Genomic DNA, 14,264 nt, shown 5'->3' on the forward strand with positions numbered 1-14,264 from the left:
GGTCTGTACTGCGGCTAACAGTCAGAAGCTGGCTTTTGGTCCCACCCACCCCTTCGAGTCCTACCATACAAGCGGGCTTGCCCGCGAAAGCGGTGGCTCAGGCATCCCCGAGGCGTCAGGCCCGGCGCCTTCGCGGGCACGCCCGCTCCCACAGCTATCGGTGCGGCCCTCACAATTGTGGTCACCACCGGTCCCGTAGCAGCACGGCTTGCCGGCGGGGCGGCCTTGAGACCGCTGACGCCGGGAGCCGGACTGCTACGGGGCTTCCTGCAAACGCTGGCCGAGGCTCTCGATGAACACGCTTTCGGCGCGGCTCATTTTCTGTTCGCGGTTCCACAGCAGGTGAATGTCCACGTCGGCGATTCCCTCATGGGGCGGCAGGCGCCACAGCAGGCCGTTTCTTTCATCCTCGGCCACCACGTGCTCGGGCAGGCAGCCCAGGCCATAACCTGCGATCACCAACCGGCGCACTTCTTCAAGGCTGGGCGATGAGGCGACGATGCGGCCGCTGAAGCCCTGCTGGTCGCGGAAAATGGTCAGCGGCGAGAGCATTCCGCCGATCTGGTCGCTGGTAAAACTCACGAAATTCTCCGATTGCAGGTCGCTCTCGTTGAGCCTGTCCCGGCCGAACAAGGCGTGGTGCCTGCCGCAATAGAACCCGTAGCGCTGACGCAGGAACAGCCGTTGCTCCAGCCTTGGCTGTGGCCGACGGTTGAGGCTCAGCCCCAGGGACGCGGTCTTCTCCAGCAAGGCAGCGACGATGTCGGAGCTGCGCATCACATCGATTTCCAGGTCGACCCTGGGGTGTTCGCGATGGAAGTCGGCAAGAAAACGGTCGAAGCGTTCGGAGACGATCCGGCTGATCATCAGCAACCGTACCTTGCCGATTACCTCGTCTCCCGGCTGTTGCAGCGCGCTGCTCAGTTGCGAAACCTGCCCATACATCTCGCCGGCAATGGCGAAAATCTGTTCCCCGGCCTCGGTGAGGTCGAAACGCGGCCCGCGCCGGGCAATCAGTTGGCAGCCCAGTTGCTCTTCCAGTCGCTTGAGGGCCTGGCTGATGGCTGGCTGCGTCAGGTGCAGGCGGGCGGCGGCGCGGCTGATGCTGCGTTCCTGACCGATCACCCGAAAGGTGCGCAGCAGGTTCCAGTCCAGGCGGTCGTTGAGCAAAGGGTGCACGTCGCGGCGAAGGTCGGACACAGGGCAGGGCTCGATAATAAGCGAAATTTATAATTCGAATAATAAATAGAAAATTGACTAATCATAGCCCCGAGCCGAAAAATCACCTCACACAAAGCGCCATGAGAGCGCACATGCGACTGCTTTCTCCTGCCAGAAAAACAAACCCAAAGGAGCCTGATCCATGAAGCCCATCGCTTCGCCCCAGCCACGCCGCGCGGCGGCTGCCGCCTTCATCGGCACCATGATCGAGTGGTACGACTTTTACATCTATGCCACCGCCGCCGCGCTGGTGTTCGGCCAGCTGTTCTTTCCCTCCGACGACAAACTCTTCAGCACCATGGCGGCATTCGGCACCTTCGCCGTGGGCTTCTTCGCCCGGCCGCTGGGTGGCGTGGTGTTCGGCCATATCGGCGACCGGATCGGCCGCAAGAAGTCGCTGGTCATCACCCTGGTGATGATGGGCGTGGTCACCGTCTGCATCGGCCTGCTGCCGACCTACGCGCAGATCGGCACCGCCGCGCCAGTGCTGTTGATTCTGCTGCGAGTGGTGCAGGGCATTGCGGTCGGCGGCGAATGGGGCGGTGCGGTCTTGATGGCCGGTGAACACGCGCCCAAGGGCCGCCGCAATTTCTTTGCATCCTTCGCCCAACTGGGCAGCCCGGCGGGCCTGATTCTGTCGCTGCTGGCGTTCAGCGCCGTGACCCGGCTGCCCGAGGCCGACCTGATGAGCTGGGGCTGGCGCCTGCCGTTCCTGGCCAGCGCCTTGCTGCTGGTCGTGGGGCTGGCGATCCGTCTGGGGGTGAGCGAATCCCCCGAGTTTCTCGCCGAGAAGGACCAGCGCGCCAAGGCCGTGCGCAAGGAGCAGGCCCCGGTGCTCGAGGTGCTGAAAACCTCATGGCGCCCACTGCTGCTGTGCATCGGCGCCAATACCCTGGGCATCGCCGGGGTGTATTTCACCAACACCTTCATGATCGCCTACAGCACCCAACAACTGGGCCTGCCGCGTTCGCTGATCCTGGAGTGCCTGTTCTTCGTGGCGATCATCCAGTTCTGCATCCAGCCGGTGGCCGCCTGGGTGGCCGAGAAGATCGGCGCCACGCGTTTCCTGTGCATCATGACCGTGCTGGCCATGGCCTCGCCATACCCGATGTTCGTGCTGGTCAGCACCGCCCAGGCGCCGTTGATCATTGCCGGCATCGCCCTGGCGGTGGTGTGCATGGCGTCGTTCTATGCGGTGATCGCCGGGTACGTCAGCGGCATGTTCGAAACCCGCGTGCGCTACACCGCGATCTCCCTTGCCTATCAGGTGTGCGGCGCCATCGCCGGTGGCCTGACGCCGCTGATCGGCACCTGGCTGGCCCACCAATACACCGGTCAGTGGTGGCCGATGGCAGTGTTCTACAGCCTGATCGCCGCACTGTCGCTGGTCTGCGTGCTGGCCCTCTCGCGCCGCCACGCCACGGCCCATCGCCTGGAAATGGCGTGATCCGCTCTACGATTCAAGGAGTCTGACGATGTTGAAAATCAATGGCGAGCGCCTCTGGCAAAGCCTCATGGCCATGGCCGAAATCGGTGCCACGGCTCGCGGTGGCAGCTGCCGGCTGGCCCTGAGCGAAGAAGACAAGGCCGGACGCGAACTGTTCGCCCACTGGTGCCGCGAAGCCGGGCTGACCCTGAGCGTCGATCGCATCGGCAACCTGTTTGCCCGCCGCGCAGGCACCGATCCCGAGGCTGCACCGGTGATGATGGGCAGCCATCTGGACACCCAACCCGAAGGTGGCCGCTTCGACGGCGTGTACGGCGTGCTGGCCGGGCTTGAGGTGATTCGTCGCCTCAACGACCTGAACATCCAGACCCGCAAACCGCTGGAAGTTGCGGTCTGGACCAACGAGGAGGGCGCGCGCTTCACCCCGGCCATGCTCGGCTCGGCGGTGTTCACCGGCAGCCTGTCGCTGGAAAAAGGCCTGGCATCCACGGATGCCGAAGGCGTCAGCGTCGCTCAGGCGTTGGCCAGCACCGGCTATGACGGCGAGCGCCCGTTGGGCGGTGCGGTGGATGCGTACTTCGAGGCGCACATCGAGCAGGGCCCGATCCTTGAGGACAACGGCAAGAGCATCGGCGTGGTCACCGGCGGGCAGGCCATTCGCTGGCTGGACGTACGCGTCGAGGGCATGGCCGCTCATGCCGGCACCACACCGATGAAGCTGCGCAAGGACGCCCTGTACGGCGCCGCCCGGATGATTCAGGCGCTGGAAGAACTGGCCGGGGATTTCGCCCCTGAAGGCCTGACCACGGTGGGCGAACTGAGCATCGCCAAGTCCTCGCGCAACACCATCCCGGGCCTGGTGAATTTCACCGTGGACCTGCGTCACCACCGCGACGAGGCCATCGACGCAATGGAGCAGCAGGTGCGTCAGCGGTTGCAGGAGATCGGCACGCAGCGTGGCCTGAGCGTGAGCATCGACCCGCACTGGATCAGCCCTGCCACGCCGTTCGATGGCGAGTGCGTGGCGGCGGTGCAGCAGGCGGTCGATGGGCTCGGATACGACCAGCAGCGCATCGTCAGTGGTGCCGGGCACGATGCGATTCACCTCGCACGGTTCTGTCCGACCGCGATGATTTTCATCCCCTGCGTAGGTGGCCTGAGCCACAACGAAGCCGAAGACGCGTTGCCCGATGACGTTCGCCAGGGCAGCGATGTATTGCTCAACGCCGTGCTGACCCGCGCCGGGCAAGTCGATCAAGGAGACCTGTGATGCGCAGCTTTTTCCATCCTGAACAACTCTTGCACCACCCTCGCAGCTACTACTCCCGGGGCCAGATGCGCACGCCGCAGGAAGTCCCCGAGCGTGCGCAGAATCTGCTGAAAGCCGCCAAGGCACTGGGTTTTGCCATCGAGCAACCGACGGATTTCGGTCTCGACCCATTGCTGGCCGTGCATGGCGCGCCGTATCTGGCGTTTCTCGAGGAGGCCTGGCTGCGCTGGAAGGAAGTGCCTGAAGACTGGGGCGATGAGGTCATGTCCAACATCTTCGTGCGTGAGCCCAACGCCTTGCGCGGAATACTGGCCCAGGCCGGGCGCTACCTGGCTGACGGCAGCTGCCCGGTGGGCGAGCTGACCTGGCGCTCGGCGTACTGGTCGGCGCAAAGCGCAGTGGCTGCGGCCAAGGCCATTGTCGATGGTGAGCCGGCTGCCTATGCGCTGTGCCGGCCGCCGGGGCACCACGCCCGCGCAGAAGCCGCCGGTGGCTTCTGTTACGTGAACAACGCTGCCGTGGCGGCTCAGGTGCTGCGCGAGCGCTTCCATCGCGTGGCCGTGCTCGACACCGACATGCACCACGGCCAGGGTATTCAGGAAATCTTCTACACCCGCAACGATGTGCTCTACGTGTCGATTCACGGCGATCCAACCAACTTCTATCCGGGTGTCGCCGGTTTCGACGATGAACGTGGCGAAGGCGAGGGCGAGGGGTTCAACCTCAACCTGCCGATGCCCCATGGCGCCAGCGAAGCGCTGTTCATGGACAAGCTGGAGCAGTCACTGGCTGCCGTGAAGGATTTTCAGGCTGACGCACTGGTGTTGTCCCTGGGCTTCGACATCTATGAGCTGGACCCACAGAGCAAGGTGGCCGTGACCCGCGAAGGCTTTGCCAGGCTGGGTGAGCGGATCCGCAGCCTGGGGTTGCCCTGCGTGATCGTGCAGGAGGGCGGCTACCATCTGGAAACCCTGGAGAGCAACGCCACGGCGTTCTTCGACAGCGCGAAGGCGTGGCGTCTGGTGGATTGACCGGCTGAAGGGGGGGCGGGACAGAGGCGGTTGAGTCCGCTTTCCAGCCCTGCCACCCCTTGCTAGACTCGCGCACATGTCCGAATCCAAGCCCGAACGACCAGAAGCTTTCCCCACCTACGCCTTCTGCCCGGTCATCACCGCGCTCGAGGTGATCGGTGAGCGCTGGGTGATCCTCATCCTGCGCGACCTGCTGCGCAATCCCAGTCGCCGCTTCCAGGATCTGCAGGATTCCCTCAAGGGCTGTGCGCCGAGCACACTGTCGACCCGGCTCAAGTCGCTGGAGGCCAACGGTCTGATCGAGCGGCGCCTCTACGAACAGCACCCGCCGCGCCTGGAATACCTGCTGACGGCCAAGGGCCGTGAAGTCGGCCCGGTGGTGGCGTCCCTTCGCGACTGGGGCCTGCGCCTGCAGGAACAGGGCCCGCCGCAGTAGGCGGCCGCGTTGGTCACAACAGGCATTTCATCCCCTGGTTCAACGCCGCTCGACCCAGCGTCTACGCTCAGCCTGCAGCACGACGGCATGTTCCGTGACGTACATGGTTTTCCTCGGCCGCAGAACTGAAGTCTGATCTTCTGGGGGAAGACCATGAACCTGTATCGATATGCGGGCCAGACGCTGTGTGCGTTGCTGGCCATGAGCAGTGCGTGCGTGGCCGTGGCCGCCGAGCAGCAACTGGCGAGCATCGGCTCGCTGAACATGGTGGGCGGCAAGATCAAGCAATGCTCGCTGGGGTATCGAACCTACGGCACCCTGGCCGCCGATCAATCCAATGTGGTGCTGGTGCCCACCTGGCTGACCGGGCGCACCGCCGACCAGATCGACCTGATCGGCCCCGGCAAGCTGATCGACACCGACCGCTGGTACGTGGTGGCGCTGGACGCGGTGGGCAACGGGGTGTCCTGTTCACCCTCCAACAGCAAGACCCATCCACGGCTCAAGTTTCCCGAGTTCGGCATCCGCGACATGGTCAAGGCCCAGCATCGCCTGCTGGCGCTGACCCTGGGCATCGATCATGCACACGCCATCGTCGGCATTTCCATGGGCGGCATGCAGGCCCTGCAATGGGCGGTAATGTACCCCGATTACGCGAGCAAGATCGTGACCATCGTCGGCACGCCGCAACCCACCGCCCGCGACCTGCAAGTGTGGAAGGCCGAAATGAACGCCATCGAGCGCAACCCTGGCTGGAACGGCGGCAACTACGCACCGGGCACGCCGTTCAAGAACCTTGCCGCCCTGCACACCGAATCCCTGTGGACCCCCGAGCATCAGGCCGCCAGGACCGTGGCCGGCAAGCGTGCCACCGAGGATCGGCTGCACGGCACTCAGACCAGCCAGAGCTTCAATGCGGTGGACTGGTATCGGCAACTGCAGGCCATGACCACCTTCGATCTGGTGCGTGATGGCGACATGGCCACCCTGGCGAGCAAGATCAAGGCGCGGATGCTGATCGTCACCTCCGAGCAGGATCGGCTGGTGGATCCCGCGCCGTCCAAGGCGCTGGGCCGACAGAAGCGTGCGCAACTGCTGGTGCTCGACAACGACTGCGGGCACATGGCGCCGGTGTGCGAGATGGGCAAGGTCGATGAGGCGCTCAAGACCTTTCTCAAGTGAACAGGCGGCCAGCGGCTGCCGTTGGCGGCAAGGGCGGGCCGCTGCTGCCTTGGGCTGCGGGAACGGGCAGGGGCGTCAAAGCCTTGTAGGACGCGGCCTACAGGAAATGTTTCAGGTTATGGCATTGCTTTTGCTGTTCTCGACGATGCATCGAACCTGAATGAAGGAGGTGAAAGATGATCATTGGCAACAATGCCATCCAGCACTTTGTGTCCAAAGCCGTGACCCACACGCATTTCGACACAACGGACAAGGATGCGTACACCAGCGCAATGGCAGGTGCCTCGGCGCCGGTCGCCGCTATCGCGGGCAGTACCGACAGCTCCACCCAGAGCAGTACCGAAGACAAACAGGGCTATGACGAGTCCTTCGCCAAAATGATGGTGAACCTCAAGGCGGCCATGGCCAATACCACCGCACAGGTGACAGATGACGACAAGGCAGCGGCTGCCGCGGCGTTCTCTGCCAGCAGTGACAAGCAGGTAGCGGCGTCTGACAGCGTGACCGAGACGGTGGAGAAAGACATCGCCAAGGTCAGCGACAGTGACGCAGGATCGACCGTCGGCCAGTCGGCGAAGGATCAGTTCCTGGCCTACATGAACCAGAGCGATGCCGAGAAAGTGCGCCAGCAACTGACCGGTGTGTCCAAGGAAGAGTACGACAACATGACGCCGGAGCAGCAGGCGGCGGTGGACAAGAAAGTCGCGGATCTGCAGAAACAGAAATCCGAGCAGCAAATCGCCGAGCAAGAGGTGAAGACGAAAATCGCCATGGCCAAGGCGGAAATGGCCTGAGGTGATGTGCGGTGTCAATGAAGAAGGGGCAGCGGTGTTGACCGGCTGCCCCTTTTTTTTTGTGACTGGATCTTCAGGCTGAACGTTGCGCGTGGGCGATTAAAGGCGCGTCAGTTTTTCAAGTGCTGCATCGGCCAGGAACGATGACCGACTCTTGATATTGTGATCCCGCACATAACGATCGATACGCTGGATGACGAAACCGGGCAGGGTGACGTTGACCTTTTCGGTCTTGCCCAGATACGGCGTGATGTCGACCTCCAGCATTCCCCAACCCATACCTGCGTAGTCGGGGTGATCGTGATGGTTCCTGGCAGAGGTCGGCATAGGCACCGATTGCCCGCTGGTCACGAGTTCTTCGAGCATGATGTGGGCAATCTCGATGGCAGCGTTGTAGGCGTCCTCGAAGCTGTCGCCTGCTGTCACCGCACCCGGAATGTCCGGAATCTGAATACCGATCGCGGTGGTCTCGTCGCCCCATTCGATGGCGATGGGATATTGCATAGTGTGCTCCTGCGAAAGAATCAGGCCTGCTCGGGTGGGATTAGCCATGCGCGCCTCCTGATGCTTTTTACGGTTCCCAAAGGTAGGTCCTTCTTGGGATGCGGTACCGGGATTGAGTAGGCGCTGCGCGGATGCGTGAAGATGTGATGACTTCCTCGAATCCGCTGCAGCGTCCATCCCGCCGCTTCAAGTTCTGCTATCAGTTCTCTGCTGTTCACCACCAACATCCCTTTGATGTACAAGGGCGCTGATGGTGGGCAGAGGCTGATGGTAGATCAAGCGGGAAGATGTATCCAGAGGTATAAATTACCTTTCAAACCACCTGATCCCGATACGGCAAATCCGGTCCCACGCGCGTGCAGGTCACCGCAGCGGCGGCGACGGCGAATTCGAGCATCTGGGTCAAGGTCTGGCGGTCGAGACCAGGCAAGCTGGCCGGGTTGTCGAGTTCGCGTTCGGTGAGGAAGGTAATCAGCGCTGCCTGGAAGGTGTCGCCGGCACCCACGGTGTCAGCGGTTTTCACCTCGCGGGCCGGCACTGACCAGTGGCCGTGCTCACGGGTGAAGACCGTGGCGCCTTGGCGGCCTCGGGTCATGATCACCAGCTGGCAATTGTGTTGCAGCCAGCCTTTGGCGACGGTTTCGGCGTCGCTGTCAGGGTAGAGCAGGTGCAGATCTTCATCGCTGACCTTGATGATGTGTGCGTGCTCGGCAAACTTCGCCACCTGGCTGCGCCACAAATCCATACTCGGCGCCGGGTTCAGGCGTACGTTGGGGTCGAAGGTGATCAGGCGTTTGCCGCTTTCCCGTTGCACCAGGGCCAGCAGCGCGTCGGCGACCGGTTGCACCACCAGCGAGAACGAACCGACGTGCAGGCCGCGCACGCTGGCATCCAGGGTCGGCAGATGATCCACCGTCAGCAGGCGGTCGGCGCAGCCTTCGCCACGGAAGCTGTACTGTGGCGAGCCGTCAGCGCCCACCGCGACCATCGACAGGGTGGTCGGTGCATCGAAGTGAATCAGAAAGTCATCGCGCACGCCTTCTTCTTCCAGCACCGTCGCCAGGCGCTTGCCCAGGTAGTCGGTGGAAATCCCGGCGAAGAAACCGGCATCCACCCCAAGCCTGCGCAGGCCTACGGCGACGTTGAACGGCGAGCCGCCGGCAATGGCCTGATAACCGATTTTGTTGAGTTGTGCGCCGTCCGGCTGACTGAAAAAGTCGAACAGTGCTTCGCCACAGACCAGATACATAGGTGCTCCGTAAGGGTTTCTGTCAAATACCCTGCAATTGATTGCGGTAGTGCTGATAAACCTGTTGATAGGCCGCCACGTGCTCGGCCACCGGGCGGGTTTCGCTCTGCGGGTCGAGGCTGACGCAGCGCTCGCTCAGGGCCTGCAGCGATTCATTTCCGCCACTGGCATGGGAGTGACACCAGGCCGCCTGAATCGCCGCGCCCAGGGCAGCCGCTTCGGTGCCGGTGGTGCAGATCACCGGGGTGTCCATGATGTCGGCAACGATCTGCCGCCAGATCGCGCTTTTCGCGCCACCGCCGATCAGCCGGATGTTGGCGCTCTTGATGCCACTGTCGCGCAGCAGATCCAGGCCGTAACGCAGGCCGAAGGTGGTGCCCTCGACCACGGCGCGGCACAAGTTGGCCTGATTCAGGTTGGTGCTGTCCAGCCCCAGGATGCTGCCGGTGGCGTGGGGCAGGGCGGGCACGCGTTCGCCGTTGAGAAACGGCAGCATCAACACACCCTGCGCGCCGATGGGCGAGGAGGCGATGGCGGCGTTGAACGCACCGATGTCCAGCGCGAACAGCTCGCGAATGGCGCTGGTGGCGTTGGTCAGGTTCATGGTGCAGATCAGCGGCAGCCAGCCGCCGGACGATGAACAGAAGGTCGCCACCGAAGGCTGCGCGCTGACGTTCGCCTCACTGGCGAAAGCGTAGACGGTGCCGGACGAGCCCAGGCTCATGGTGATCGAGCCCGGTGCGATGTTGCCGGTGCCGATGGCGCCCATCATGTTGTCGCCGCCGCCGCTGGAAACGATGACGTCAGGGTTCAGGCCCAGGCGTTCGGCGATGGCAGGGAGAATCCTGCCCACCGGTTCATGGGCTTCAAGCAACTCGGGCAAGGCCTTGACCAGTCGCCCCGTCGGGTCGATGTGGTTGAGGATGTCGAGGTCCCATTCACGGGTGCGTACATTGAAGTAACCGGTGCCGGACGAGTCGCCGAATTCACTGCAGCAGCGCCCGGTCAGCCAGTAATTGAGGAAGTCGTGGGGCAGCAGGATCTTGTCGATGCGGGCGAACAGTTCAGGGAACTGCTCCTTGCTCCACAGCAGTTTCGACACGGTGTAGCCCGGCGCGATGGCGATGCCCAGGCGCTCCAGCGAGCCCGCTTCGCCGCCCAGGTACTGCAGCAGGCGATCGTTCTCGGGCGCCGACTCGGTGTCACACCACAGCTTGGCCGGGCGCAGCACGTGGCCCAGCTCGTCGATCATCACCAGGCCATGTTGCTGGCCCGACACGCCGATGCCCTGAATCTCGGCACCGGACACACCGGCCTGCGCCAGTGCCGCTGCGGTCGCCTGCTCGAATGCCGTGAGCCATTCCTGCACATCCTGCTCGCGACGCCCGTTGGCGCCGCTGATCATATGATGTGCGCCTGAGCCTTCGCCCAGAACCTTGCCACTGACGGCATCCAGGACAATCGCCTTGGTGCCTTGGGTGCCGCAATCGATGCCGAGAAACATGTCCACCTCAGACGGCTTTCGCCAACAGGTTTTCCAGGGTTTTGCTGACGCCCAATTGCTTGAGGCTGTTCAGGTTGTGTTCGAACGATGCCACGAATTCGGCTGATTTCGGAATCGCCGCGCCGAAGATTTCTTCCACTTCCAGCAGGCGCTGAGTGATGAGCACGTCATCGGCCACCAGCGCCTTGCAGAATTCGGCGCGTGGATCGACCACCTTGTACTCGACGCCATTCTCGCCCTTGAAGTCGCCGTTGCGATTGCCTTGCAGGTACAGCGCCCAGGCCGCGACCACCAGGGAGGCGCGGTCCATGTTGCCGCTGTCGACGATCAGGCGATTGATGGTCGGCACGGTGAATTTCGGAAATTTCGACGAGCCGTCCGAGCACACGCGCTCCAGTTGGTCGGCAATGGCCTGGTTGGAGAAGCGGTCGATCAGCGTCTGCTTGTACTCAGTCAGGTCGATGCCCGGCACCGGCGCCAGTTGTGGGGTGACATCCAGGTCCATGTAGGTGCGGATGTAGTCGACGAACAGCGGATCGTTCATGGTCTCGTGAACGAAGCGATAGCCCTTGAGCGCGCCCAGGTAGGTCAGGGCCAGGTGGCTGCCGTTGAGCAGCTTGATCTTCATTTCTTCGTAGGGGGTGACGTCGTCGGTGAACTGTACACCGACCTTTTCCCAGGCCGGGCGGCCGTTGACGAACTTGTCTTCCAGCACCCATTGCACGAAGGGCTCGCAGACCACCGGCCAGGCGTCGTCGATGCCCTTGGCGTCGTGCAATTGCAGGCGGTGGGCGGTGCTGGTCATCGGCGTGATGCGGTCGACCATGGCATTGGGGAAGCTGACGTTGGCGGCGATCCAGTCGTGCAGCTCGGCGTCGCGCAACTTGGCGAAGGCCAGCAGCGCCTTTCGGGTGACGGCGCCGTTGTGCGGCAGGTTATCGCAGGACATCAGGGTGAACGCCGGCGTGCCTTGGGCGCGGCGTTTGGCCAGCGCGGCGCACAGGTAGCCGAACACGGTTTTCGGCGTGGCGGGGTGCGCCAGGTCGTGCTGGATCTGCGGCAGGTGGCTCATGAACTCGCCGGTGCTGTCGTCGATGCAATAGCCGCCTTCGGTGATCGTCAGCGAGACGATCCTGATCTCGGGGCTGGCCAGTTTGTCGATCAGCAGCAGGTCGTTGTCGGTGGACATCAGCATCTGGCTCATGGCACCGATGATGCGGGTTTCGGTGTCCGGGGTGTCACCCAGTTCGAACAGGGTGTAGAGGAAGTCCTGGCCCTTCAAGGCTTCGAAATTGGCACGGTCTTCTTCACGCAGGCTGACGCCACAGATGGCCCAGTCCAGGCCCTCTCCTTTGTTCATGAGCGCGTCGGTGTAGAACGCCTGATGCGCACGGTGAAAACCGCCGACACCGATGTGGGCGATGCCTTGGCGGCGCTCTTCGAGGGTGTAGGCGGGCAATTTGATGCCGTCGCCCAGATTCGACAGGTTCTGTTTGTTCAGTTTCATGACTGCATTCCCGATTCTGTGAGGCCGCCTGCTCAGGCAGCGGCCTGCAAGGCTTTACGAATGACCTGGCCCTGTGCGTCGAACAGGTGGCAATGGGCGCTGTCCAGGTGCAGGTTCAGGGTTTCGCCGTACTGGCTGGCCAGGTCGCCGCGAATCCGCATGGTCAGGGCTTCGCCGGACTGGGTGCGCACGTGGCAGTAGGTATCGCTGCCCAGGCGCTCGCTGACGTCCGCCACCACCTGCAACTGGCAGTCGCCGGGCTGGGCCAGTTCCAGATGCTCCGGGCGGATGCCCAGGGTCACGGCATCGCCGACGCTCTGCTGGGCGTTGGTGAAAGGCAGGTTGATTTTGGTGCCCGCATCGAGGGTGACTTCGCAACCCGTGGACGCCACGCCGCTGACCTTGCCCTTGAGAAAACCCATTTTTGGCGTGCCCAGGAAGCCTGCCACGAACAGGTTGGCCGGGTGGTGATACAGCTCAAGGGGCGAGCCGACCTGCTCGACGCGTCCGCCATTGAGCACCACCACCTTGTCGGCCAGGGTCATGGCTTCGACCTGATCGTGGGTGACGTAGATCATGGTCGCTTCCAGCTCCTTGTGCAGCCGCGACAGCTCAAGGCGGGTCTGTACGCGAAGGGCGGCGTCGAGGTTGGACAGCGGTTCGTCGAACAGGAAGATCTTCGGGTTGCGCACGATGGCGCGGCCGATGGCCACGCGCTGGCGCTGACCGCCGGACAACTGCTTGGGTTTGCGTTCCAGCAGCGGGCCCAGTTCCAGAATGCGTGCAGCTTCGGCGACTTTCTTCTCGACTTCGGCCTTGGGCGTACCGGCCAGGTCCAGGGCGAAAGACAGGTTCTTGCCCACGGTCATGTGCGGGTACAGGGCGTAGGTCTGGAACACCATGGCCAGGTCGCGTTTGGCCGGGGTGACCTGGGTGATCTCGCGGCCATCGAGTTCGATGCTGCCGCTGGTGACGTCTTCGAGGCCTGCGATCAGGCGCAGCAGGGTGGATTTGCCGCAGCCGGACGGGCCGACGAAGACCACGAATTCACGGTCTTTGACGTCCAGATCGATGCCTTTGATGATCTGGTGGCCGTCGAAGCCTTTTTGCAGATTTCTGATTGTCAGGTTAGCCATGTGGGGCTCCAGTCTTATTCTTCAAATACATCAGTTGTGGGAGCGCGCTTGCCCGCGATTGCGTTGGTTCAGCAACGCATGAGGTGATTGGCAAAACGCAATCGCGGGCAAGCGCGCTCCTACAGCATGGGGATCGCTATGCTCGATTTATTTCACAGCACCAAACGACAGGCCGCGCACCAGTTGTTTCTGGCTGATCCAGCCAAAGATCAGGATCGGCGCACAGGCCAGGGTCGACACCGCCGACAACTTGGCCCAGAACAGCCCCTCGGGACTCGAATACGAAGCGATCAGCGCAGTCAGAGGCGCTGCGTTGGAGGAGGTCAGGTTCAGCGACCAGAACGCCTCGTTCCAGCACAGGATCAATGACAGCAGCGCGGTGGACGCCAGTCCGCCCTTGCAGATCGGAATCAGCACCCTGAAGATTTCCTGGCGCGTGGTGGCGCCGTCCAGCCGCGAGGCTTCGAGGATTTCTCCGGGGATGTCCTTGAAGTAGGTGTAAATCATCCAGACCACGATCGGCAGGTTGATCAGCGTGTAGATCACGATCAGCGCGATGCGCGAGTCCAGCAGGCCAAAGGTCTTGGCCAGCAGGTAGATCGGCATCAGCACGCCCACCGGCGGCAGCATCTTGGTCGAGAGCATCCACAGCAGCGTGCTCTTGGTGCGTTTGGTCTCGAAGAAGGCCATGGAGTAGGCTGCCGGGACTGCGATCAGCAGGCAGAGGATCGTCGCGCTGAAGGAAATCAGGATCGAGTTCCAGGCGAAGTGGAAGTAATCGCTGCGTTCCTGGATGTGCAGGTAGTTTTCCAGCGTCGGGGTGAAAATGAACTGCGGCGGCGTGGCGAACGCGTCGATCTCGGTCTTGAAGCTGGTCAGCACCATCCAGAAGATCGGGAAGAAAATCAGCGCCGCGATCAGCCACGACAGGCCACCGAGCAACACGCTTTGCAGGCGTCGGGATTGTTTGAGCGTCATCATGA

14 protein-coding genes are annotated in these 14,264 nt (G+C 62.8%); 6 read left to right on the forward strand and 8 right to left on the reverse strand.

Annotation, left to right across the window (positions count from 1 at the left end; translation table 11 throughout):
• Positions 1-255: 255 nt before the first annotated feature.
• Positions 256-1,200 carry a LysR family transcriptional regulator gene (locus ACIPO9_RS09880; protein ID WP_274133384.1) on the reverse strand — a complete coding sequence of 315 codons (945 nt, stop codon included), beginning with the start codon at positions 1,198-1,200 and terminating at the stop codon, positions 256-258.
• Between the two features lie 163 nt (positions 1,201-1,363).
• Here ACIPO9_RS09880 and ACIPO9_RS09885 point away from each other — a divergent pair, with 163 nt between their 5' ends.
• From ACIPO9_RS09885 to ACIPO9_RS09910, 6 genes are all read left to right on the forward strand, one after another.
• A complete protein-coding gene (locus ACIPO9_RS09885; RefSeq protein ID WP_400610447.1) occupies positions 1,364-2,668 on the forward strand; it encodes an MFS transporter in 1,305 nt (434 codons plus the stop codon).
• Positions 2,669-2,696: 28 nt separating this feature from the next.
• Positions 2,697-3,938: a Zn-dependent hydrolase gene (locus ACIPO9_RS09890; RefSeq protein ID WP_400610445.1), complete on the forward strand. Its 1,242-nt coding sequence runs from the start codon at positions 2,697-2,699 to the stop codon at positions 3,936-3,938.
• The gene (locus ACIPO9_RS09895; RefSeq protein ID WP_400780552.1) at positions 3,938-4,969 is read left to right on the forward strand and encodes a histone deacetylase family protein; all 1,032 of its coding nucleotides are present in this window, start codon (positions 3,938-3,940) and stop codon (positions 4,967-4,969) included. Before ACIPO9_RS09890 ends, ACIPO9_RS09895 begins: the two co-directional genes overlap by 1 nt.
• 76 nt (positions 4,970-5,045) lie before the next feature.
• Entirely contained in the window at positions 5,046-5,405 is a 360-nt protein-coding gene (locus ACIPO9_RS09900) for a winged helix-turn-helix transcriptional regulator (RefSeq protein ID WP_400780554.1), read from the forward strand.
• Between the two features lie 153 nt (positions 5,406-5,558).
• Positions 5,559-6,587, forward strand: coding sequence for an alpha/beta fold hydrolase (locus ACIPO9_RS09905; protein WP_400780556.1), 1,029 nt, complete (start codon positions 5,559-5,561; stop codon positions 6,585-6,587).
• Positions 6,588-6,763: 176 nt separating this feature from the next.
• Entirely contained in the window at positions 6,764-7,381 is a 618-nt protein-coding gene (locus tag ACIPO9_RS09910) for a hypothetical protein (protein ID WP_274133378.1), read from the forward strand.
• 99 nt (positions 7,382-7,480) lie between these two features.
• Here ACIPO9_RS09910 and ACIPO9_RS09915 read toward each other — a convergent pair whose 3' ends face one another.
• The 7 genes from ACIPO9_RS09915 to ACIPO9_RS09945 all read right to left on the reverse strand — a co-directional run bounded on the left by ACIPO9_RS09915 (position 7,481) and on the right by ACIPO9_RS09945 (position 14,262).
• Positions 7,481-7,885, reverse strand: coding sequence for a type II toxin-antitoxin system HicB family antitoxin (locus ACIPO9_RS09915; RefSeq protein ID WP_400780559.1), 405 nt, complete (start codon positions 7,883-7,885; stop codon positions 7,481-7,483).
• 20 nt (positions 7,886-7,905) lie between these two features.
• Complete coding sequence (locus tag ACIPO9_RS09920; protein WP_400610438.1) at positions 7,906-8,103, reverse strand: type II toxin-antitoxin system HicA family toxin; 198 nt, start codon at positions 8,101-8,103, stop codon at positions 7,906-7,908.
• 95 nt (positions 8,104-8,198) lie between these two features.
• A complete protein-coding gene (locus ACIPO9_RS09925) occupies positions 8,199-9,134 on the reverse strand; it encodes a carbohydrate kinase (protein WP_400780561.1) in 936 nt (311 codons plus the stop codon).
• 22 nt (positions 9,135-9,156) lie between these two features.
• Positions 9,157-10,638, reverse strand: a complete 1,482-nt coding sequence (gene xylB / locus ACIPO9_RS09930) for a xylulokinase (protein ID WP_400780563.1) — start codon at positions 10,636-10,638, stop codon at positions 9,157-9,159.
• Between the two features lie 7 nt (positions 10,639-10,645).
• Positions 10,646-12,145 carry a mannitol dehydrogenase family protein gene (locus ACIPO9_RS09935; RefSeq protein ID WP_400780566.1) on the reverse strand — a complete coding sequence of 500 codons (1,500 nt, stop codon included), beginning with the start codon at positions 12,143-12,145 and terminating at the stop codon, positions 10,646-10,648.
• A gap of 32 nt (positions 12,146-12,177) precedes the next feature.
• Positions 12,178-13,281: an ABC transporter ATP-binding protein gene (locus ACIPO9_RS09940; protein WP_400780568.1), complete on the reverse strand. Its 1,104-nt coding sequence runs from the start codon at positions 13,279-13,281 to the stop codon at positions 12,178-12,180.
• Between the two features lie 147 nt (positions 13,282-13,428).
• Entirely contained in the window at positions 13,429-14,262 is an 834-nt protein-coding gene (locus ACIPO9_RS09945; protein WP_274133369.1) for a carbohydrate ABC transporter permease, read from the reverse strand.
• Positions 14,263-14,264 lie beyond the last annotated feature (2 nt).

Origin of the sequence: Pseudomonas sp. NPDC090203 (assembly GCF_044746765.1) — a bacterium.
GTDB lineage: Bacteria > Pseudomonadota > Gammaproteobacteria > Pseudomonadales > Pseudomonadaceae > Aquipseudomonas > Aquipseudomonas putida_AD.

What these genes read in the sequence shown, in the direction of transcription:
- ACIPO9_RS09925 (WP_400780561.1), bottom strand. Translation starts at nt 9,134, where the DNA reads ATGTATCTGGTCTGTGGCGAAGCACTGTTCGACTTTTTCAGTCAGCCG.
- ACIPO9_RS09945 (WP_274133369.1), bottom strand. Translation starts at nt 14,262, where the DNA reads ATGATGACGCTCAAACAATCCCGACGCCTGCAAAGCGTGTTGCTCGGT.
- ACIPO9_RS09900 (WP_400780554.1), top strand. Translation starts at nt 5,046, where the DNA reads ATGTCCGAATCCAAGCCCGAACGACCAGAAGCTTTCCCCACCTACGCC.
- ACIPO9_RS09905 (WP_400780556.1), top strand. Translation starts at nt 5,559, where the DNA reads ATGAACCTGTATCGATATGCGGGCCAGACGCTGTGTGCGTTGCTGGCC.
- xylB (WP_400780563.1), bottom strand. Translation starts at nt 10,638, where the DNA reads ATGTTTCTCGGCATCGATTGCGGCACCCAAGGCACCAAGGCGATTGTC.
- ACIPO9_RS09915 (WP_400780559.1), bottom strand. Translation starts at nt 7,885, where the DNA reads ATGCAATATCCCATCGCCATCGAATGGGGCGACGAGACCACCGCGATC.
- ACIPO9_RS09895 (WP_400780552.1), top strand. Translation starts at nt 3,938, where the DNA reads ATGCGCAGCTTTTTCCATCCTGAACAACTCTTGCACCACCCTCGCAGC.
- ACIPO9_RS09890 (WP_400610445.1), top strand. Translation starts at nt 2,697, where the DNA reads ATGTTGAAAATCAATGGCGAGCGCCTCTGGCAAAGCCTCATGGCCATG.
- ACIPO9_RS09935 (WP_400780566.1), bottom strand. Translation starts at nt 12,145, where the DNA reads ATGAAACTGAACAAACAGAACCTGTCGAATCTGGGCGACGGCATCAAA.
- ACIPO9_RS09910 (WP_274133378.1), top strand. Translation starts at nt 6,764, where the DNA reads ATGATCATTGGCAACAATGCCATCCAGCACTTTGTGTCCAAAGCCGTG.
- ACIPO9_RS09885 (WP_400610447.1), top strand. Translation starts at nt 1,364, where the DNA reads ATGAAGCCCATCGCTTCGCCCCAGCCACGCCGCGCGGCGGCTGCCGCC.
- ACIPO9_RS09940 (WP_400780568.1), bottom strand. Translation starts at nt 13,281, where the DNA reads ATGGCTAACCTGACAATCAGAAATCTGCAAAAAGGCTTCGACGGCCAC.